Raw genomic sequence first — 16,897 nt, forward strand, 5'->3', positions numbered from 1 at the left:
TCCGGAGACCTTTCAATTTTCTCTAAATGATAGTCTTTTTTTAACCGGGCAACAGTACTTTTTCTTTAGGTAAACTTTCTATCCGCTTTGGCGAAGAGAAATATGTCAGGAAGAATACAGCAAGAAAACCTGCCCCGAAATATAATACGACTCCAATTCCGGTAATAATCAATATTCTTTTGAGCATTTTTTTCATAGTTAATGTATTTTTTTAAATCAATAATTCTGTAGCAGCCAAAAACCATCCTCCTTTTATTGATTCCGATAAATATAAAAGGAATTCTTCTGTCAAAAGGATCATTGCGGTATAAATCTTAAAAAGTGTAGTATTTCTACGATCATATGTCCGGTGAAAAACCTATAAGGTGGAATCTCAGCGAATCATAATATAAAAAAACAAAGATCACAAATCACTAATGATCAGCCATTTGAATTAAAAAACTATTGACAGCAGCGAATTTTCTAAAAAACATCACGAAAAAACTTGCGTGATATCACAAAATGTACTACTTTTGCATCACTTTAAAACAACGAAGTAATAAACAACAATATAATGGTTTCTTAGCTCAGTTGGTAGAGCAATGGATTGAAAATCCATGTGTCCCTGGTTCGATTCCTGGAGAAACCACTTGAAGACCTCTGATTTTTCAGAGGTTTTTTTGTTTTTAACACACAGACTTCTCTTTTTAGACTGATGCGATATTTTTAGCACGCAAAGTTTTCTATTCTTTATGTTATATTTTTAAGGGAGCAAAGAGTGTGGTTTTGTCGCTGAAGAAGCTTTTTTAGCTATAAATCAAAATGAAACTGATTGGTCATACTCTGTTGTTGGAGAAATTGAAATTTCTTGAGATCTGGTTTATTGATTTAATATTGTTTTCCATTGTTGCAGAACATCTATAAACTCATCTACCGACATCTTAATAATAGGTTCATTCGGGAGCAAAGAATTTTCCAAATAAAAAGTTTTGGTATCAACATCAATATAACCACCAAGATCTTCAAATTTGAAAAATGTAAACCAGTTACCTGTTACATTAAATTCGCTAAGCGATTGCCAGTCCCAATAACCGCCTTCTTTTTCTATAAATGCCTCTCTAATCTCCATATTTTCCCAATTTTTATTGAGGTAAACGAGTTCTACTAAAAATGGGGTTACTGCCGCCGGAGTTTTAAAATCGTTATTCAATAGGTTTTCCAAATTGGCGTAGTATGGTTATTGAAACTTATTTTATGATTGATCATGGAAAAATCAGTTAATTTCATATTGTTTGATCATTCTATTTATATTCATTTCATGATTAGTAGAAGGCCGGATTTCGGCACATTCTGACAGAAAAACTAATCTTTAATGATCTTTCTCAATGTCTGAATTTCTTCCATAGTCAGAGGGCTCACATTATAATCGTAATCACCCCGGCAGATTTCTTTTAATTCAATTCTGGGTTTGTAAAATTCTTATAAGTCCATCTTTATATCATCAGTAATTTACAATGTGTAATAGTCGAGCAGATTTCCCTCATCATCGTATTTATAGACTTCCTGAGTGGTAGGTCCAACCGAATAGCATGAATAAATAAGAATTCCGGCTTCATTATACTCATTTTCCCAACCGATATGACTTCCTGAATTATATTCTACTTCTGCTTTAACCACTCCGTCCGGATATTTTGTAAATATAACATAGCCGGTGTAAAGCTCACCATTATGCATCGCCAGACAGCTCCCATCATAATCATAATCACCCCAGCAGACATCTTTCAGTTCAATTCTGGGTTTGTGAAATTCTTTTAAGTTCATCTTTATCTCATCAGTAATTTACAGTGTGTAATAGTCGAGCAGATTTCCCTCATCATCGTAATTATAGACTTCCTGAGTGGTTGGTCCCACCGAATAGCATGAATAAATAAGAATTCCGGCTTCATTATACTCATTTTTCCATCCGATATGACTTCCGGAATTGTATTCCATTTCTGCATCAATGTTTCCATTCGGGAATTTATCCAATATCACATATCCTGTATACAAACGTCCGTTATACAGAACAAGACTACTCCCGTCATGGTCATAATCGCCCCATTCAATATCTTCGAAATCTACTCTTTTTTTCTCCGGTTCTTTTAGGTTCATAGTATTTAAAATTGTGCTGAAAGTTTATTAAAACGGATTATAGCCCTGTTTCCGGAGATTAATCCTATGGTTTATAAATTCTGATAATGTATGACCTGACAGGTTCGAAATAAAAGGTATATTATAATCTTCACAAAACAGGTACGCTTGGCGCACTATAGGATCATCAGTCTCATCAAGATAAACAAATAAAAAAGATTCTTCATATGCCCAGCACTCAATTACATAGAAGGGACGATTAATCGCTTTATTATTCTCCTGCATCCATTCTCTCGGATTCTCCTGAAGTTCATTAATATCAAGAATATTATGGCTCAGCACATGACATCTTTTTCCCGCCAGAAATAATAGCTCCCTTACTGCTTCAGGAAATGGTTTGCCATTATTATAGATCTCTTCATGATTTTGAACTTCGGAAAAAGACATAGGTTCTATTCTTCCTTCGTATTCTTTATTTCCCGGATTTATTGCCGGATTATCCTTCAAATAGGTTAATATCTTAATTTCCATCATTTCTTTTTCTTACATGCTGATGAGTTATTTTTCAAATTCTCATGTTCCGTTTTCTTTCTTTAATCGTAGTCCTACAATTTCGAATCTTGCCTGTTCTTTAGGGAGATCAACCTGAAGGTAGGCCTTTTTTTACTTTTATCAAACAAAACTCTATGAAATGTATACTGTCCTGCGTAATTCTCATCACAGACCGCTTTCTTCACTCTTTTTAGATTCCAGGGATATTCTACCCTGCTGTTTTTTTGTAACGGTAAAAGTTTTATAAATATATTGAATTCTAAAAGCAGACCTATAAGCTCAATTTCAAAGAAGAGAATAATAGTAATTGATATGCATATCATAATCTTCATGCTCCCAATTTCCCTGAAGCATCCGGATTAAAGCATCTAAGATCCGGATTAAGTCCGCTGTTGGAAAAGGTTTGTTATAAAATAGTTTAAAATGATCGTCCATTGTTGGGATAGCTTGTAATTCCGCTAAAGAGATATACTCCCCTTTATGATGAATCCTGTCTTTTACAATTTGAAGAATCCGAACCATAGTCTGCTCCTCTGAGGAATTTGATATATACTCGTCCCAGAGAAATGCAAACCAACCTCCCATTTGACCATTGATTACCATCAGATGATAGTTTGTAAGAATTCTTTTCTGAATGAAAATATACTGGTCTTTTTTAAGCTCCTCATGAATATAATAAAGAGCTAACTCCATAAAAATATCTGATGTTATAAACCCTTTACCTTTATAGTCCATATTTTCTGTTGCCATCTTCGAGCTGTTTGATTGTATTGATTGATGTTATAGTCTGTAATTAATATCCAGGTAAAGATTGGTTGAAGTCCAGCTTCCATTGAGCATTTGTATAAGTGCATCCATAATCTTAATGAGTTCAGATGTTGGAAACGGGTTTCTGCTATATAATATTTCAAAACCCTTATCATCAGTAGGAATAGCCTTTAACTCCGCTAAGCTGATCATATCTCCTTTATTTATAAGTGAAGTTTTTACGTTTTGCAGTACCAGAATCATTGTCTGTTCATCAGCGGTTCCATCTAATTCTTCATCCCACAACAACACTAAATAACCATTGCAATAGCCATTAATAATAGAATCAAAACTATCAAGCAGCTCTGTTTTGTTGACAAACGTATACTGTGATTTCTTTAATTCTTCAAAAATATAATAAATTGCCAACTGCATAAATGATTCACTGATATAGAATCCTTTTTTATCCTTATAATCTATAAATGTTGTTGCCATATTTTTATTTGATTTATTAGCAGGCTCTTCCCGAGCGATATTTACTTTAGTGATCTTTTTCCATGACAGACGAAATCTCTCCATGCCCATGCGATCTCTTTGAAATCATTTGTTGGCAAAGCAAAATCAGGTATTGAATTCTGATCATGATAATCATCCTTATCAGTATAGATTTTTGTAACTGATGGAAATATTTCCACGAACTGCAGCCCATCTGTAGTAAACCTTACACTTCCATCTTGTGGATGCTCCTGGGCATACGTGATGGCTTCTACAAGCTCATCACTTTTTCTCATGGTATTGTATTCACTCATTAAATTACTCAGAATAAACTCATTAGATTTCATGAATTTATAATCTTTACCATGTATTTCCTGCACTCCAAAACTTATTTCATACTCTGCTATACTACTCATCCTATTAATTCTATCTTCATAATGTGTTAAAATATCAATCCCTGTAGAAGCTGGTTCTGCCCTCTTCACCTTCACCATTAACTACAAAATTTCTCCAAGCTATCACAATTTCTTTGAAATCTGCTGTAGGTAAAGTGTAATCTGCTGTAATGCCCGGATCTGAATCATGCTTAACAGAATCACGATAAATTTCAGTGGTGGTGTGTGTGATTTTAATAAGCTGCAATCCTTCTGTGATATATAGTATTTCTCCAGGTGAGGGTGATTCCATTATACTATTAATCGCTCCTAATAAGTTATCGCAATTAAGAATATTTCTAAAATCAGCAATAATTGAATCTAAAGAATAATTTATGGAACGCATGAATTTAAAATCCCGATCATGTATTTTTTTAACTCCAAAACTTATTTTATAATCTGTTGTAATACTCATCCTGTTATTTTTAATGTCTTAATTTATTTAAAATATCAATCCCTATAGAAGTTGGTTCTGCCCTCTTCACCCTCACCATTAACCACAAAATTCTTCCATGCTTCAACGATTTCTTTGAGGTCTGCTGTAGGCAAAGTATAATCTGCATTTACTTCAGGATTTATTTCAGGATTTGTATCATACTTTTCTACATCGATATAAATACTCGTCATGAAATGAGTGATTATTATAAGCTCTAACCCTTGAGTAGGAAAAAAATATTCTCCTGATTGAGGATTACGAAGCTGTGCATTTATAATTTCTAACAATATATCACATTCTTCTATACGTCTAAATTCGAAAAATACTCCATCTAATGCAGGGCTTATTGACTGCATCAATTTATAATCTGAATTATGAATTGTTTTTATAACAAAGCTCACTTTATAATCTTCTAAGACACTCATTCTATTATTTTTTACGCATTAACTTACTTCTATCTAAAGACTTTCAAAATCCAGAGGAGGAGTTTGAAGAAAATCTTTCCATAGCAATAAAACGGCTTTATAATCACTCAATGAAATTTCCTGAATAAAATGATCTTTTTCATCTAAAAAACGGGCAGTTGTATCGGTATATCTTACGGTTAGTTTATCCAGATAGATTTCCAAACAATATTCCGGATCATATCCTCCTTGTGATCCTATAAAATCAATATCTCCTGCAATTTCATCAATATCTGAAACAGATTTAAAATGGTTTAAAAAATATCCCCAAAAATCATCACTCACATGATGATCTGCTATCTTAACATTGCATTTTTGATCAGAATTAAATGCTATAACTTTATTTGTAAAGCTAATATTATAATCATCCAGTATACTCATTTGTTCATTTAGGTCTAAAACTGAAATATCATTTTTCAGACAGGTATGTATTTTTGTTTCCCGTTCCGGCAAGCTAATCAAAATAAGTCCAGTCCAGCTCCATCTGATAGTCTTTATGATCCCAGATTCTTTCCAGCATCTGAATAAGAGCATTCATTACACGGATCAGTTCTGCTGTGGGAAATGGTTTCTTATCCAGAATGTATTTAAAAGCGAGATCTTCAGTCGGAATCTTCATTAATTCTTCTACAGAAATAAGGTTTCCTTTTTTCTGTAATCCTGTTTTCACATCATTCAGCAGCTGTATCATTAGCTGTTCATCAGCCGGAGATTCGATACTATCAAATAATCCCACAGACATATAGCCCCGGCTGTATCCGTTGATATGAAATTTCAAGTCCATCACAAGGTCTTCCTTATCAGGGAGAGAACATTCCGGTTTCTCAGCCTCTTCCAAAATATAATGCAATACCAGCTGCATCATTGACTCTGATATCCAGAATCCTTTATCTTTTTCGTATTCTACCAGCGTTTTTCCCATGGTCTATAGAGATGTTATTGTGACTTACGATGATTTGAAAAATGTCTCTACGGCAACAGATCAGCGTTTTGATAGTAAGGATTCTCTGATAAAAAGCCGGGAAAGAAAAACTCAATTTCGCAATACTTTATTGAATAGTCATTTTCTGCGACAAACGGTGGTTCTGAGCCCCGCATTGAAGATAAATGACCATCCGGCTTATATATGAATTCAAATTTCTCTTGTTTTGACAGTGGATCATAATAGTATTTTCTGGTACCACTATGAGACCTCTCATCTACAATTTCATCTTCTCTTTCAAAGATAGGCAATCCATCTTCGTTCCGTAACAAAGTGATCTGAAAATCTTCATACGCACCCGTTGACAATAAAAACCTTTGGATTTCCTTTCTGTAAACACCAATCTGCTCTATGATACGTATTTCAAACCAATCCAGATCCGGATAGTGGTTCACAAGCTCTGAAAGAATCAACTGTTCATTATCATCAGCCTTCAGATAATGAATAACACTGATCAGGATATTATTTTTATATTCTTCTTTTCTGAAAACTTCGGCATTGACTGTAAAAACCTTGTGAAAATGCAGATTTATTGCTGCTTCATCAGAAGTAATAGCTTTTTCAAATTCATTCTCAAATGTTATATCTGCTGTCATTGTATATCATCTATTAAAAAGGAAATAACCTGAAATAATGACCAAGTCTGATGGTTTCAATCTGATCAGATCTCATTGGCCTTCCTCTTCTTTTTTCCGTCCAAAATAGAGATTATAGTTCTTCCGGCAAAATAAAATCAGCTGTTCAGCCAGCTCAGACATTCTGCGATCTGAACTTTACTGATGAAAACCTCAGCATTCACCTCCGGTTCCGGGGAAAGTTTCAACTCTACTTTCTGGCTTGTGTGCTTGATAATATCCGTAACAGCTTCTTTATTGATGATAAACTTACGGTTTATCTTGAAGAAAACCTGTGGGTTTAATTTTTGAATAATATCTTTGATGGTATCATCGTAAATATAGGTTTGATGGTCTTTTGATGTTAAGAAAAGATATTTCCCGGATGCAAAGAAATATGCGACATGATGTTCGTCTATTGATTTCAGCTTATTTCCTTCTCTTACCATAAAGCGTTTCATCATATCAGAATCTCCGGTTTGTAAACTGGAAATAGACTTCAGTGTCGATTCCGGATCAAAATTATTCCTGATGGAGATAAACTTCTGTAAGGCCTTGTGAAGGTCTTCTTCTTCGAAAGGTTTCAGAAGATAGTCTATGGTAAAATGCCGGAAAACCCTCATCGCATACTCATCGAATGCTGTGATGAAAATAATCGGGGTGAAAAGTTCCACATGCTCAAAAATCTCAAGGCTCATCCCGTCTCCGAGATGGATATCCATAAAGATAAGATCTGCAGAATGAGTCTGAAAGAAATCAATTGCCTGTTTTTTTGAGCGAAGAACCACTGTTTCAGTAACAGGAATGATGGTCTGCTTATCCAAAAGACCTTTCAGATAATTAACAGCCAGCAATTCATCTTCTATAATGGCAATTTTCATAACAGGTACAAAAGTACAAAAAAACCGCTAGAACGTTTAAGCTCCAGCGGTTTCAAGGGTTGTTAATATGAAATATTATAAATTAGGATTGTTCTTCTTTGCACTCATCGGATATTCTATGGTATATCTCGGGTCATTCTGCTGAAGAATATATTCTTTACCACTTATGGTATGTACTATTTTTTTCTGGCTGGTTCTTCTGAGATCAAACCATCTGTGCCCTTCCAGTGCAAATTCTCTGAATCTCTCATCCATTATGTAATTCGTGAAATCTGCGGCATTCATTGCATTCACCTGGCTCTGAACAGAAGTATAACCATTTGCAGTATATCTGTTTTTAAGAACGGTAAGTAATGTTTCTTTAGCTTCATCAAGCCTGTTAAGCTTTAATAATGCTTCAGATTTTATAAAATACAATTCCGCAGTTCTGAAGGATACTCTGAAATTTGTGCTTCCCCCTTTGATCAATTTATACAGGTTATTTTTCTTCTCGAAATACATTACGAATCTTTTATCCGAAGTATTATCATATTTTGAAATCAGTTCAGGAGAGATGATACCCAAATTCTGCACATTCATATCTGCCGGGTTATCCAAAGCCATAATAGACTCTACAGAAGTATAATGATTAGGTGCTACATTGGCTGTATTTAGATTGCTTAAAGTACTTTTTATTGCCAACGCCTGATCAGAATAAGTTCTCGCAGCATCCCAATCTCCCTGGTAAAGTGCTATTCTGGCCTGGAAAGCTTTTATGGCAACTTTGGAGAATCTGTAGTTAACACCGGATACCTGTTGTTCTTGCACCATTAGTTCTTCTGCTTTTTTCACATCCGCATGTACCTGATTATATACCTCCAGCACTGAAGATGGCTTCAACACTTCTTCAAGATCTGTTTCAAGATTAATTGGTACCCCTCTGTCTGAGGCAGCGGTAGCACTATTGAAATGTTTACCATACAAATTCACCATATCAAAGTATAAGTAAGCCCTTAATGCATAAGCTTCCGCCAGAATCTGCTGTTTTTCGGGAGAATTACTCATGGTCTTACTTCCTTCATTGATGATCTGATTCAGGTAAAAAGCCGTCATGTAAAAATTCACCCATGGATATTCTGCGGTCCCGGAATCATAATTACTGTCTTTCCACATTGCAAGTTCCCGGTAAACATTAAATTCGGTTAAATTTTCATTAAGATAAACCTCATCTGTACGAAATGCTGTCAAAGATTTATGGGTTGGATATTTCGAATAAGCTGATGTAAGAACTTTTCTGTAATCTTCTACGGTAACCGGGATTACTTTTCCTTCAGGCTGTATATCTAGAAAACGGTCACAGCTTACGCTGGTAAGGCTGATTACCGCTAATGCAATGAATAGAGTTATTTTTTTCATTTTTTCAAGTTTTAAAAAGAAACATTAAAGCCAATTGTAACTGACTTGGCGATAGGCTGGGCATAAATATTACCATACGTTTCCGGATCAAAATATCCTTTGTGTCCGTTGCTGAATACAAACAGGTTACGACCTTCAACACTCAGTCTCAGACTGCTGATTCCCATTGGGCTGGTAAATTCTTTAGGAAGTGTATATCCTAAACGGATACTGCTGATCCTCAGATAGCTGATCTCTTTAGCCCATACATCAAGCAAACCATAAGCATTAGAAGGGTTATCTCTCAACCATTTATTCCCCATCCATCCCGGGTTGCTTTCCATTTCAGAGCCTGTAATTGCAGGCAATGAACCTCCCGCTTCATAAATATCTCTGGTATAGTTTCTACCTCTGTCTATTTCCATTCCCCTGTAAGAAGGAGATCGCATTACGGTTTGTTTAAAACTGAAGGCAGCAGAAACAGTAAGGTCGAAATTATGTACTTTAAATGTATTGATAATTCCTCCTGTAAATTTAGGATCTCTATCTCCTACGTAAGTGAAAAGGTTTCTCATCTCTTCGCTTGAAAGTCTTGATCCTACAAGCTGCCCGGGAAGAAACTCTTCATATACATCATACAGCTTGAAGAAATCTTCGATCTTCATTTTTTCATTTCCTTTCCAGAACATCGGGTTTCCGTTTTCATCTACTCCTGCTGTTTTCAAAGCAAAAACTGCGTTTACAGGAAGTCCTTCTCTTGAAGGAATCAATGAGTTTTCACGCGGCTGCTCTGTAAGAACTTTACTCTTGTTATGAGCAAAATTAATAGTGGTAGACCATTTGAAGTTTTCCTTATCAATGTTTCTGGTAGATATGGCCAATTCAAAACCTTTGTTGGTTAAACTTCCCCAGTTCATCATCGTATAATTGAACCCTGTTTCAAGAGGGGTTTCTCTCATACTGATCATATCAGTTCCCTTTCTGCTGTATATATCAGCAGTAAGATTGATACGGTTTTTGAACAATCCCAGATCAACCCCAAAGTTCACATTGGTTGTTTTTTCCCAACGGAGTTTATCATTAGGAGGACTCATCACATTGATTATTTCTTCTTTCGTTCCCGGAAGAATAATGACTTCAGAATATTCCCCGATAAAGAATGGTGATGTATTACGGTCTATATTCCCCTGCAAACCATAAGAAGCTCTCAGCCTAAGATTAGACACAGCAGGAACTGCCTGCATAAAGTTTTCCTTGCTCACCAACCATGACCCTGAAGCTGCCCAGATCGGCAGATATTTATATTTTTTGTTTACTCCAAATAAATTGGTACCGTCGTATCTTACACTTCCAAAAAAGGTATATTTCTGATCATACGTATAAGAAGCTGTAGCAAACATGGAAGCATAAGCATTCTCTACAGGAGGCATTTCTCTGTAAGTTTCATACTTTTTATCTCCCGCAAATTCTGTGGTAGGGAATGAAATAGGCGCACCTGTTTTGGTAAATCCATTATAACCGAATGCTCTGGTTACGGTAGTATTATCTAACGTTTTACGGATTTCAGTTCCGGCCATCACATCAATCTCATGTACTGAATTGATTTTGGTGCTGTATGCTCCCTGTAATTTCCAGTTATATTGGAAAAAATCATTATCCCAATTCTGCTTTATCCCTCCTGCAGGCAGGAAATAACGGTACGCACCATCTTTATAATAGCGGGTACCTTCCCTCATCTTCCGGGTAAAATAGGTATTTTCAGCAGCAAATTTCTCCGTTTTATTGATATCGTACTGAAGTCCCAACTGGGATGTGAATATCAAACTTTTAGACGCTTTATATTCTAAATCCAGGATAGCCTTTAATGAATGATTCTTCAGCGTATAATCTGTATTTTCTCTTTCTTCAAGGAAATTAAAAGGAACGTACTGATCTGCATAGCCATCTATATCACGGTCATATCTGTAGCTTCCATCCGGATTGTAAGGCGTAAGATAAGGATTTGCATTTCTTGAATAGTTAATGGGACTCGCCGCCGCATCAGCATCCGTCATAAAAGATGAACGTTCACTTTGTGTACCGAAAACAGAGATTCCCGCATTCAGCTTATCGCTTAATTTATAATTGTTCTTTAAAGTCAGGTTATAACGCTTAAAACCTGTACCGATTGTTGTTCCTTCTTCATCAAAATACCCCAGTGAGAAATAATAATCTGAACGGTCACTTCCTCCGGAAACACTCAATCCGTATTGTTTGTTGATTGCATTTCTATACAACAGTTTCCCCCAGTCTGTATTGCTGTTTTTCAAGGCATCAATCTGTTGACGTGTCATAGGATCCAATGCGTCCCAACCTGCATTTCTGAAAGCATCAAGCTGATTGTTTTTCGTCAATATTCTCATGACTTCTCCTTTATCGGCACGATAGGTAAGATCGGTACGTTTTGCAAGCATCAACTCGAAATCAACTTTCTCAGATGCGTTCAAAAGGTTCAGCTTATCAAAATCAGGACGGGATGTAATAAAGGTGTCTGCAGAAAAATTCACTTTCATGGTTCCTTTTTTACCTTTCTTCGTGGTAATTGAAATAACCCCGTTGGCCGCTCTGGCACCATAGATAGCTGTTGCAGCGGCATCTTTCAGAATGGTAATATCTTCAATATCATTAGGGTTCAGCCCTGCGATAGAAAAGTTCTGAAGCTGGTCAATATTGTCTTTATCACTGAAATTCGGAACATCATTTCCTTCCAGCGGAAGACCGTCAATCACCCATAACGGATCCTGAGGCCCGGATAAAGACGCTGTTCCACGGATTCTGATTTTTGCGGCACCTCCCGGTGATCCTGTTTCAGGCGTAACCACTACCCCTGCAATCTGCCCGGATAACATCTGGTCTACACTGGCAACCCCGGACTGATTGATGGCATCCATCTTCACCGTAGAAACGGCTGAAGTCTGTTTACGTTTTTCAATCTTCTGGTATCCGGTGATGATCACCTCCTGGATTTTATTTTTATCTGAAATCTCAGGAGTCAGTCTTATGGTATATTGAGTTTTTCCTTCAGTAATCTGAATAAGCCTGGATTCATAGCCCGGATAGCTCACCAATACAGACTTTGTATCTGCCGGAATTTCCAGGATGAATTTTCCGTCTTTATCGGTTACCGTACCTACCGATACACTTTCAATGATCCCGGTAAGGTCGGTTTTGGTAGAAACAGACTGTGTTTCTATTTTTATAGATGCACCGGCAATGCTGCCGGAAGTATTTCCGTCTTCTATTTTCCCGGTGATGGTTTTCTTTTGCTGGGCTAGTGCAATATTAGCAGCCAAAAGAGGTAAAAGGATTAGAGTTTTTTTCATAGCTGTTTATTTGTTTAAAGCCTCTTCAATACGAATAATTAAATCTGTGTAATGTGCTCTTGAAGCATCATCGCCCTTATATCGGGTTCTGTTCAGCAGGTCTAGTACTTTCTGAAGTTCTGCTCTCTTGTAGGTAGTTACTTCAGATACTCTTTTCATGGATGAATAATTGATATTCCTGATGTTCTTTTCTTCACCATGGAAGTTGCAGATCATCGGTATATTCAATGTGTTGTATACTTTCAATCCCTTCACTGCTGTTTTTTCAAATAATTTATTGACAGAAACGATAAGGGCATCCACATAATTCTTCTGCGTCATCCTTTCAAGAATAGTGAGCGTGCCTTTTTTATTGAAAATTGAGTTCCTTACCTGATCAAATAAATTCTCTACCGTATAGATTTCTTCTTTTGAACCTGACATTTCGTGCTTCAACTCGTTTTCAAGCAATCTGAGAAGCCTGTCATCCATCAACAGAGCGTAGATATTTGCATACTGCATTCCTCTTGCTAAAGTGTACGGAGTCTGCTCAAACGGTCCCATCGGTGAGTTTTTAACAGCGTAAGTTTTTTCTGCAATGGGGTTGAAGAATAACCATTCCGGAAGGTTGATGGCATTTTTCACAAGGTAATCAACAGCCCTTTTCTGAGTCTCAGCCGGTACTGCTTCATATGCTTTTTTCTTGCTTCCAAAATTGGTATTGTTCAGATAAATTCCACCCACATTGGCCATCACATGCCCTGTATACAAATCCCACTGTCCGATGACACCAAAATACAACTTACCCGCATCCGTATAGCTTTTCCCGTCTTCATAAGTCCATTGTAACAGGTTATTGATAACGACTTTCAGGTTTTTCAATCCATATTCGCTGGCTTTCATGGCATCATCACCAAGGTCTTCTGACTGTGAACGGGGATCAATGGTTTCCAAATAACTTTGCTGCTCACCATAGAAATACAAAGGGTCATCCTGATGTTTCTCAATTAAATTTCTAAGTGCTTTTTTCTCAGAAAACTCATCCGGATACCAACGGTAGCCCCACTCTATCGCATATTTATCATAAATTCCTATTTTTGGAGTGATGGCAGTAACTCCATCTTCCGGCTGTGCCACATAATTGTAACGGGCATAATCCATGATAGAAGGAGCAGTTCCCCCCATTTTATCGGTAAATTCTTTTGAACGGAGTGATTCTACAGGAAATGCAAAAGAAGATCCCATATTATGCTTCAGCCCGAAGGTGTGCCCTACCTCATGGGATGAAACGAATCTGATTGCCTCACCCATATATTCATCACTGAATTTGTTTCCTCTCGCTTTAGGATCTATAGGACCAATCTGAATTCTCATCCACTCCTGAAGAGAAGTCATTACATTGTGCCACCAGATAATATCCGCCTCAATGATCTCACCACTTCTCGGGTCTACCACAGAAGGTCCCATTGCATTTGACTTTGGGGAAGCGGCATACGTGATCACTGAATATCTTACATCATCAATATCGAAGTCTTCATCTTTTTCATCGGGCATTTTAGCAATAACGGCATTTTTAAAACCTGCCTGTTCAAATGCAGCCTGCCAGTCATAAACTCCAGCTATGATCTTTTCTCGCCATTGTTTTGGGGTTGCAGGATCTATATAATAAACGATCGGTTTTTTCGGTTCTACCAGCTCACCTTTCAGGTATTTTTCTTTGTCTTCGTCTTTAGGCTCCAGGTTCCATCGGGTAATGAAGAATTTTTCATCCATTTTCTGCTGGCGGTCATTGAACGCCCAATGTTTTTCATTGAAAAAGCCGACTCTCTGATCAGAAATCCTTGGCTTCATAGGCGTTTTGGAAAGCAGTACGATATTAGTGGTTACTCCCAATGTTACCGGAAGATCTACCCCTCCTTCGTTCACAGAAGTGGTCAGCTGGGATTTCACAACAAGATTCTGAGGAAATGTCTTCACACCTTCGATGTACGAAAGGCTTGACTTCACAGATCCTCCAAGTCCTACATTCGCAAGAACATCATTAAAGCTTTTTTGATTACCGTCAAAAACTTTGTTCACTTTAATGGCTACTGCAGTAGAATCATTGTTTTGGGCTTCAATATCAAACACTTCAATCACAGATTCTGAAAAGTTGTCTTTTACAGATTTTGTAATTGCATCATTTTTAGGCGATGATACTTTGACGTCTGAGGTTTTAACCCAAATCTTTTTGGCCACATTGTCACGGTGGAAAGAAATGATCTTATTTTCATAATTCATCCCTTTGTTCAATCCCGCCTCATTCACCTGCATCGGTACCTGAGACAGCTTATTGACTACCAGAAACTGACGGTTCATCAAACTGTCCGGAATCTCAAAATAAACATCTGTTTTTACCTGGATCGTATTGAAAAGCCCCTTTTTATAGGTTCCTTTTTTGATCAGGTCTTCAATTTTTTTGGTCTTCTTTGATGATGAAACCTCAGTCTTATCAGTTTTGTCTTTATTGACTTTTACCGTATCTTTTTTCTGAGCCATTGCCATTGGTGAAGCTATAGCCAGTCCCAGATACAGTGCAAGTCTGTAATTCTTCATTAAAATAGTCCGATTCATTCCAAATAGTAAATATCTTAGTTTCAGCCGGCAAAGCTATAGGTAAAGAAATAATAAGGGGTATTGTTAGGGAGTGAGCGGTTGGTTTTTGGGAGTGAATGGATTTTTATTTTCACTTCAATAATGGTAAAAAACATACAAAATATTCACCATCTACAGATATATTAAGAGAATTAATCCTAAAATATTCATAAATTTGATTCAAATAGTCAATTCCGAACTTTTCTCCCTGTACCGGCTCAGTCTTGGGCTGCCAGGTATTCTTTACCGTAATCCCGTCTTCATCTACGATAATGATGATTTCCAAAGGCTGATCAATGGTTGCAATATTGTGTTTGATGGCATTCTCCGTAACAACCTGAAGGGATAGATAAGGAATTCTTTTTTCTAAACTTTCTTTATGATTGATGATCAGTTCAAAACTCAGTTCTTCATCAAACCTGCTTTTCAAAAGTTCCATATATTTCCGGATAAAACTAATCTCCTGTGAAACCGGAACAATATTCTCTTTCGGAGGTACGATCAGGTAGCGGTAGATCTTGGAAAGATTCATGGTAAACTTCTGAGCATTCTCCTTATTGATCCCGATCAGCATGTATAGTGAGTTCAGTGAGTTGAAAAGAAAATGGGGATTGATGTTATTTTTAAGCTGCTGAAGCTGATTAATTACTTCTGCCTTGTGCATTTTCTCATTCTCTATCAGCAGCAGATTCTTTTCAGACTGTATTTTTTCTTTCTCTTTATAGGCAATATTGGCTGATCTCTGAAAAAGAATAAATACTGTTACAATAAGAAAAAGGGCCGCCAGGAAAATAAAGATAGTATAGGTTCTTACCTTATATACATTTTCATCAATAATAAAGTTGACATGATTTACAACAGTGTAGCCTTCAAAGTTATCTGTTTTCAGCGGTTTTATAAACCGGGTCACTTCAACTCCTAAATATTCGGAAATTGCGGTTCCCTGTGTAAAACCTGTCTGCGACTTGCTGCACAGGGTATCTTTAGGTTTGATATCTGTAAACTCCGTAATGTTTTTTCCCAGATATTTTTTTTCAGGATGGGTAATGCAAATTCCTTCTTTAGTAAAGACATAAGCATAGGTATTCGAGTTTTTATCTACATTGATGAAATATTGGTGGAGATCATCAAGACTCACCGCAGAGCCATAATACAGCATATTTTTATTGGGCATTACCAGAGAATCATAGCTCATCCAGTATAAGCTGTCTTTATGACTGATCAAAAGGTCTTTGAAGTATCCGGATCCGCTGTTCTTAAGAGTAACCTGTTTTTCCGGGTTCTCATTATTTTTAAAAATATCAGACAGAGGGCTGTTGGTTTCAGATTTTCCGGTACTATTGCTGTCATAATAATACCAGCTGTAAGCCAGCAGATTCCTTTTTTTGTTGAGGTCATTCAAGACTGATGAATAGTCCTTATAGTTTTTCAGACCATCTTTACGGATCAGGGCACGAAGCAGGTACTGATAATCTTCAATATTCCTGAATTCATTTTCTATCGATTCATATTTGCGGAAGAAGGTTCGTCGTGCAAAATCTTCAGTATTTTTCCGGCTGTCACGGGTGATCAAAAAGCTTAGAACAGCAAATGCCACCACAGCGATCAGACAGACGGACAGGGCAGTAATATAAACGGATTTTCGGGTAAGGGCGTGCTTAAAATTCAATTCTTCTACATTCTTATTTTCTCCAAAAAGTATAACAAAGTATTTTACTTTACGGAGCATCTCTTCTACGATAACTTATTAATTTGCAAAAATATAACAAAGTTTTCAGGACTATAAAGTGAATTATTTTTTTTCAGCAATTACACGATTTTCTTTTTTAAAATA

At 36.7% G+C, this 16,897-nt stretch carries 18 protein-coding genes and 1 tRNA gene; 1 reads left to right on the plus strand and 18 read right to left on the minus strand.

Annotation, left to right across the window (positions count from 1 at the left end):
- Positions 1-40: 40 nt before the first annotated feature.
- Positions 41-196: a hypothetical protein gene (locus ACTJJF_RS20580; protein ID WP_440700858.1), complete on the minus strand. Its 156-nt coding sequence runs from the start codon at positions 194-196 to the stop codon at positions 41-43.
- Positions 197-555: 359 nt separating this feature from the next.
- On the opposite strand from ACTJJF_RS20580, the gene ACTJJF_RS20585 reads away from it, so the two are divergent.
- Positions 556-628: transfer RNA gene (locus ACTJJF_RS20585), tRNA-Phe, on the plus strand.
- A 231-nt stretch (positions 629-859) separates the two neighbouring features.
- Here ACTJJF_RS20585 and ACTJJF_RS20590 read toward each other — a convergent pair.
- The 17 genes from ACTJJF_RS20590 to ACTJJF_RS20670 all read right to left on the minus strand — a co-directional run bounded on the left by ACTJJF_RS20590 (position 860) and on the right by ACTJJF_RS20670 (position 16,792).
- The gene (locus tag ACTJJF_RS20590) at positions 860-1,189 is read right to left on the minus strand and encodes a hypothetical protein (protein WP_440700859.1); all 330 of its coding nucleotides are present in this window, start codon (positions 1,187-1,189) and stop codon (positions 860-862) included.
- Between the two features lie 299 nt (positions 1,190-1,488).
- Complete coding sequence (locus ACTJJF_RS20595) at positions 1,489-1,800, minus strand: hypothetical protein (RefSeq protein WP_065398775.1); 312 nt, start codon at positions 1,798-1,800, stop codon at positions 1,489-1,491.
- A gap of 18 nt (positions 1,801-1,818) precedes the next feature.
- Positions 1,819-2,130: a hypothetical protein gene (locus ACTJJF_RS20600; RefSeq protein ID WP_065398776.1), complete on the minus strand. Its 312-nt coding sequence runs from the start codon at positions 2,128-2,130 to the stop codon at positions 1,819-1,821.
- Between the two features lie 27 nt (positions 2,131-2,157).
- Positions 2,158-2,643, minus strand: coding sequence for a hypothetical protein (locus tag ACTJJF_RS20605; RefSeq protein WP_065398777.1), 486 nt, complete (start codon positions 2,641-2,643; stop codon positions 2,158-2,160).
- 303 nt (positions 2,644-2,946) lie between these two features.
- Entirely contained in the window at positions 2,947-3,411 is a 465-nt protein-coding gene (locus ACTJJF_RS20610; protein WP_440700860.1) for a hypothetical protein, read from the minus strand.
- Positions 3,412-3,441: 30 nt separating this feature from the next.
- Positions 3,442-3,903, minus strand: coding sequence for a hypothetical protein (locus ACTJJF_RS20615; RefSeq protein ID WP_440700861.1), 462 nt, complete (start codon positions 3,901-3,903; stop codon positions 3,442-3,444).
- Positions 3,904-3,944: 41 nt separating this feature from the next.
- Positions 3,945-4,319: a hypothetical protein gene (locus ACTJJF_RS20620; protein ID WP_440700862.1), complete on the minus strand. Its 375-nt coding sequence runs from the start codon at positions 4,317-4,319 to the stop codon at positions 3,945-3,947.
- 34 nt (positions 4,320-4,353) lie between these two features.
- Positions 4,354-4,752 (minus strand): hypothetical protein, encoded by a 399-nt coding sequence (locus ACTJJF_RS20625; RefSeq protein ID WP_312305351.1) that lies wholly within the window; start codon positions 4,750-4,752, stop codon positions 4,354-4,356.
- A 35-nt stretch (positions 4,753-4,787) separates the two neighbouring features.
- Positions 4,788-5,198, minus strand: coding sequence for a hypothetical protein (locus tag ACTJJF_RS20630; protein ID WP_312305353.1), 411 nt, complete (start codon positions 5,196-5,198; stop codon positions 4,788-4,790).
- A gap of 33 nt (positions 5,199-5,231) precedes the next feature.
- Positions 5,232-5,618: a hypothetical protein gene (locus ACTJJF_RS20635; RefSeq protein ID WP_440700863.1), complete on the minus strand. Its 387-nt coding sequence runs from the start codon at positions 5,616-5,618 to the stop codon at positions 5,232-5,234.
- A 73-nt stretch (positions 5,619-5,691) separates the two neighbouring features.
- Entirely contained in the window at positions 5,692-6,159 is a 468-nt protein-coding gene (locus ACTJJF_RS20640; protein WP_440700864.1) for a hypothetical protein, read from the minus strand.
- A gap of 47 nt (positions 6,160-6,206) precedes the next feature.
- Entirely contained in the window at positions 6,207-6,815 is a 609-nt protein-coding gene (locus ACTJJF_RS20645) for a hypothetical protein (protein ID WP_440700865.1), read from the minus strand.
- 137 nt (positions 6,816-6,952) lie between these two features.
- A complete protein-coding gene (locus ACTJJF_RS20650; protein WP_440700866.1) occupies positions 6,953-7,714 on the minus strand; it encodes a LytR/AlgR family response regulator transcription factor in 762 nt (253 codons plus the stop codon).
- A 75-nt stretch (positions 7,715-7,789) separates the two neighbouring features.
- Positions 7,790-9,109 carry a RagB/SusD family nutrient uptake outer membrane protein gene (locus tag ACTJJF_RS20655; protein ID WP_440700867.1) on the minus strand — a complete coding sequence of 440 codons (1,320 nt, stop codon included), beginning with the start codon at positions 9,107-9,109 and terminating at the stop codon, positions 7,790-7,792.
- Positions 9,110-9,120: 11 nt separating this feature from the next.
- Positions 9,121-12,450, minus strand: coding sequence for a SusC/RagA family TonB-linked outer membrane protein (locus tag ACTJJF_RS20660; RefSeq protein ID WP_440700868.1), 3,330 nt, complete (start codon positions 12,448-12,450; stop codon positions 9,121-9,123).
- Positions 12,451-12,456: 6 nt separating this feature from the next.
- Positions 12,457-15,024, minus strand: a complete 2,568-nt coding sequence (locus ACTJJF_RS20665; RefSeq protein WP_440700869.1) for a zinc-dependent metalloprotease — start codon at positions 15,022-15,024, stop codon at positions 12,457-12,459.
- A gap of 130 nt (positions 15,025-15,154) precedes the next feature.
- Positions 15,155-16,792 (minus strand): histidine kinase, encoded by a 1,638-nt coding sequence (locus tag ACTJJF_RS20670; RefSeq protein ID WP_440700870.1) that lies wholly within the window; start codon positions 16,790-16,792, stop codon positions 15,155-15,157.
- Positions 16,793-16,897: the final 105 nt, after the last annotated feature.

It is taken from the genome of Chryseobacterium sp. 22458, assembly GCF_052044975.1.
Classification (GTDB): domain Bacteria; phylum Bacteroidota; class Bacteroidia; order Flavobacteriales; family Weeksellaceae; genus Chryseobacterium.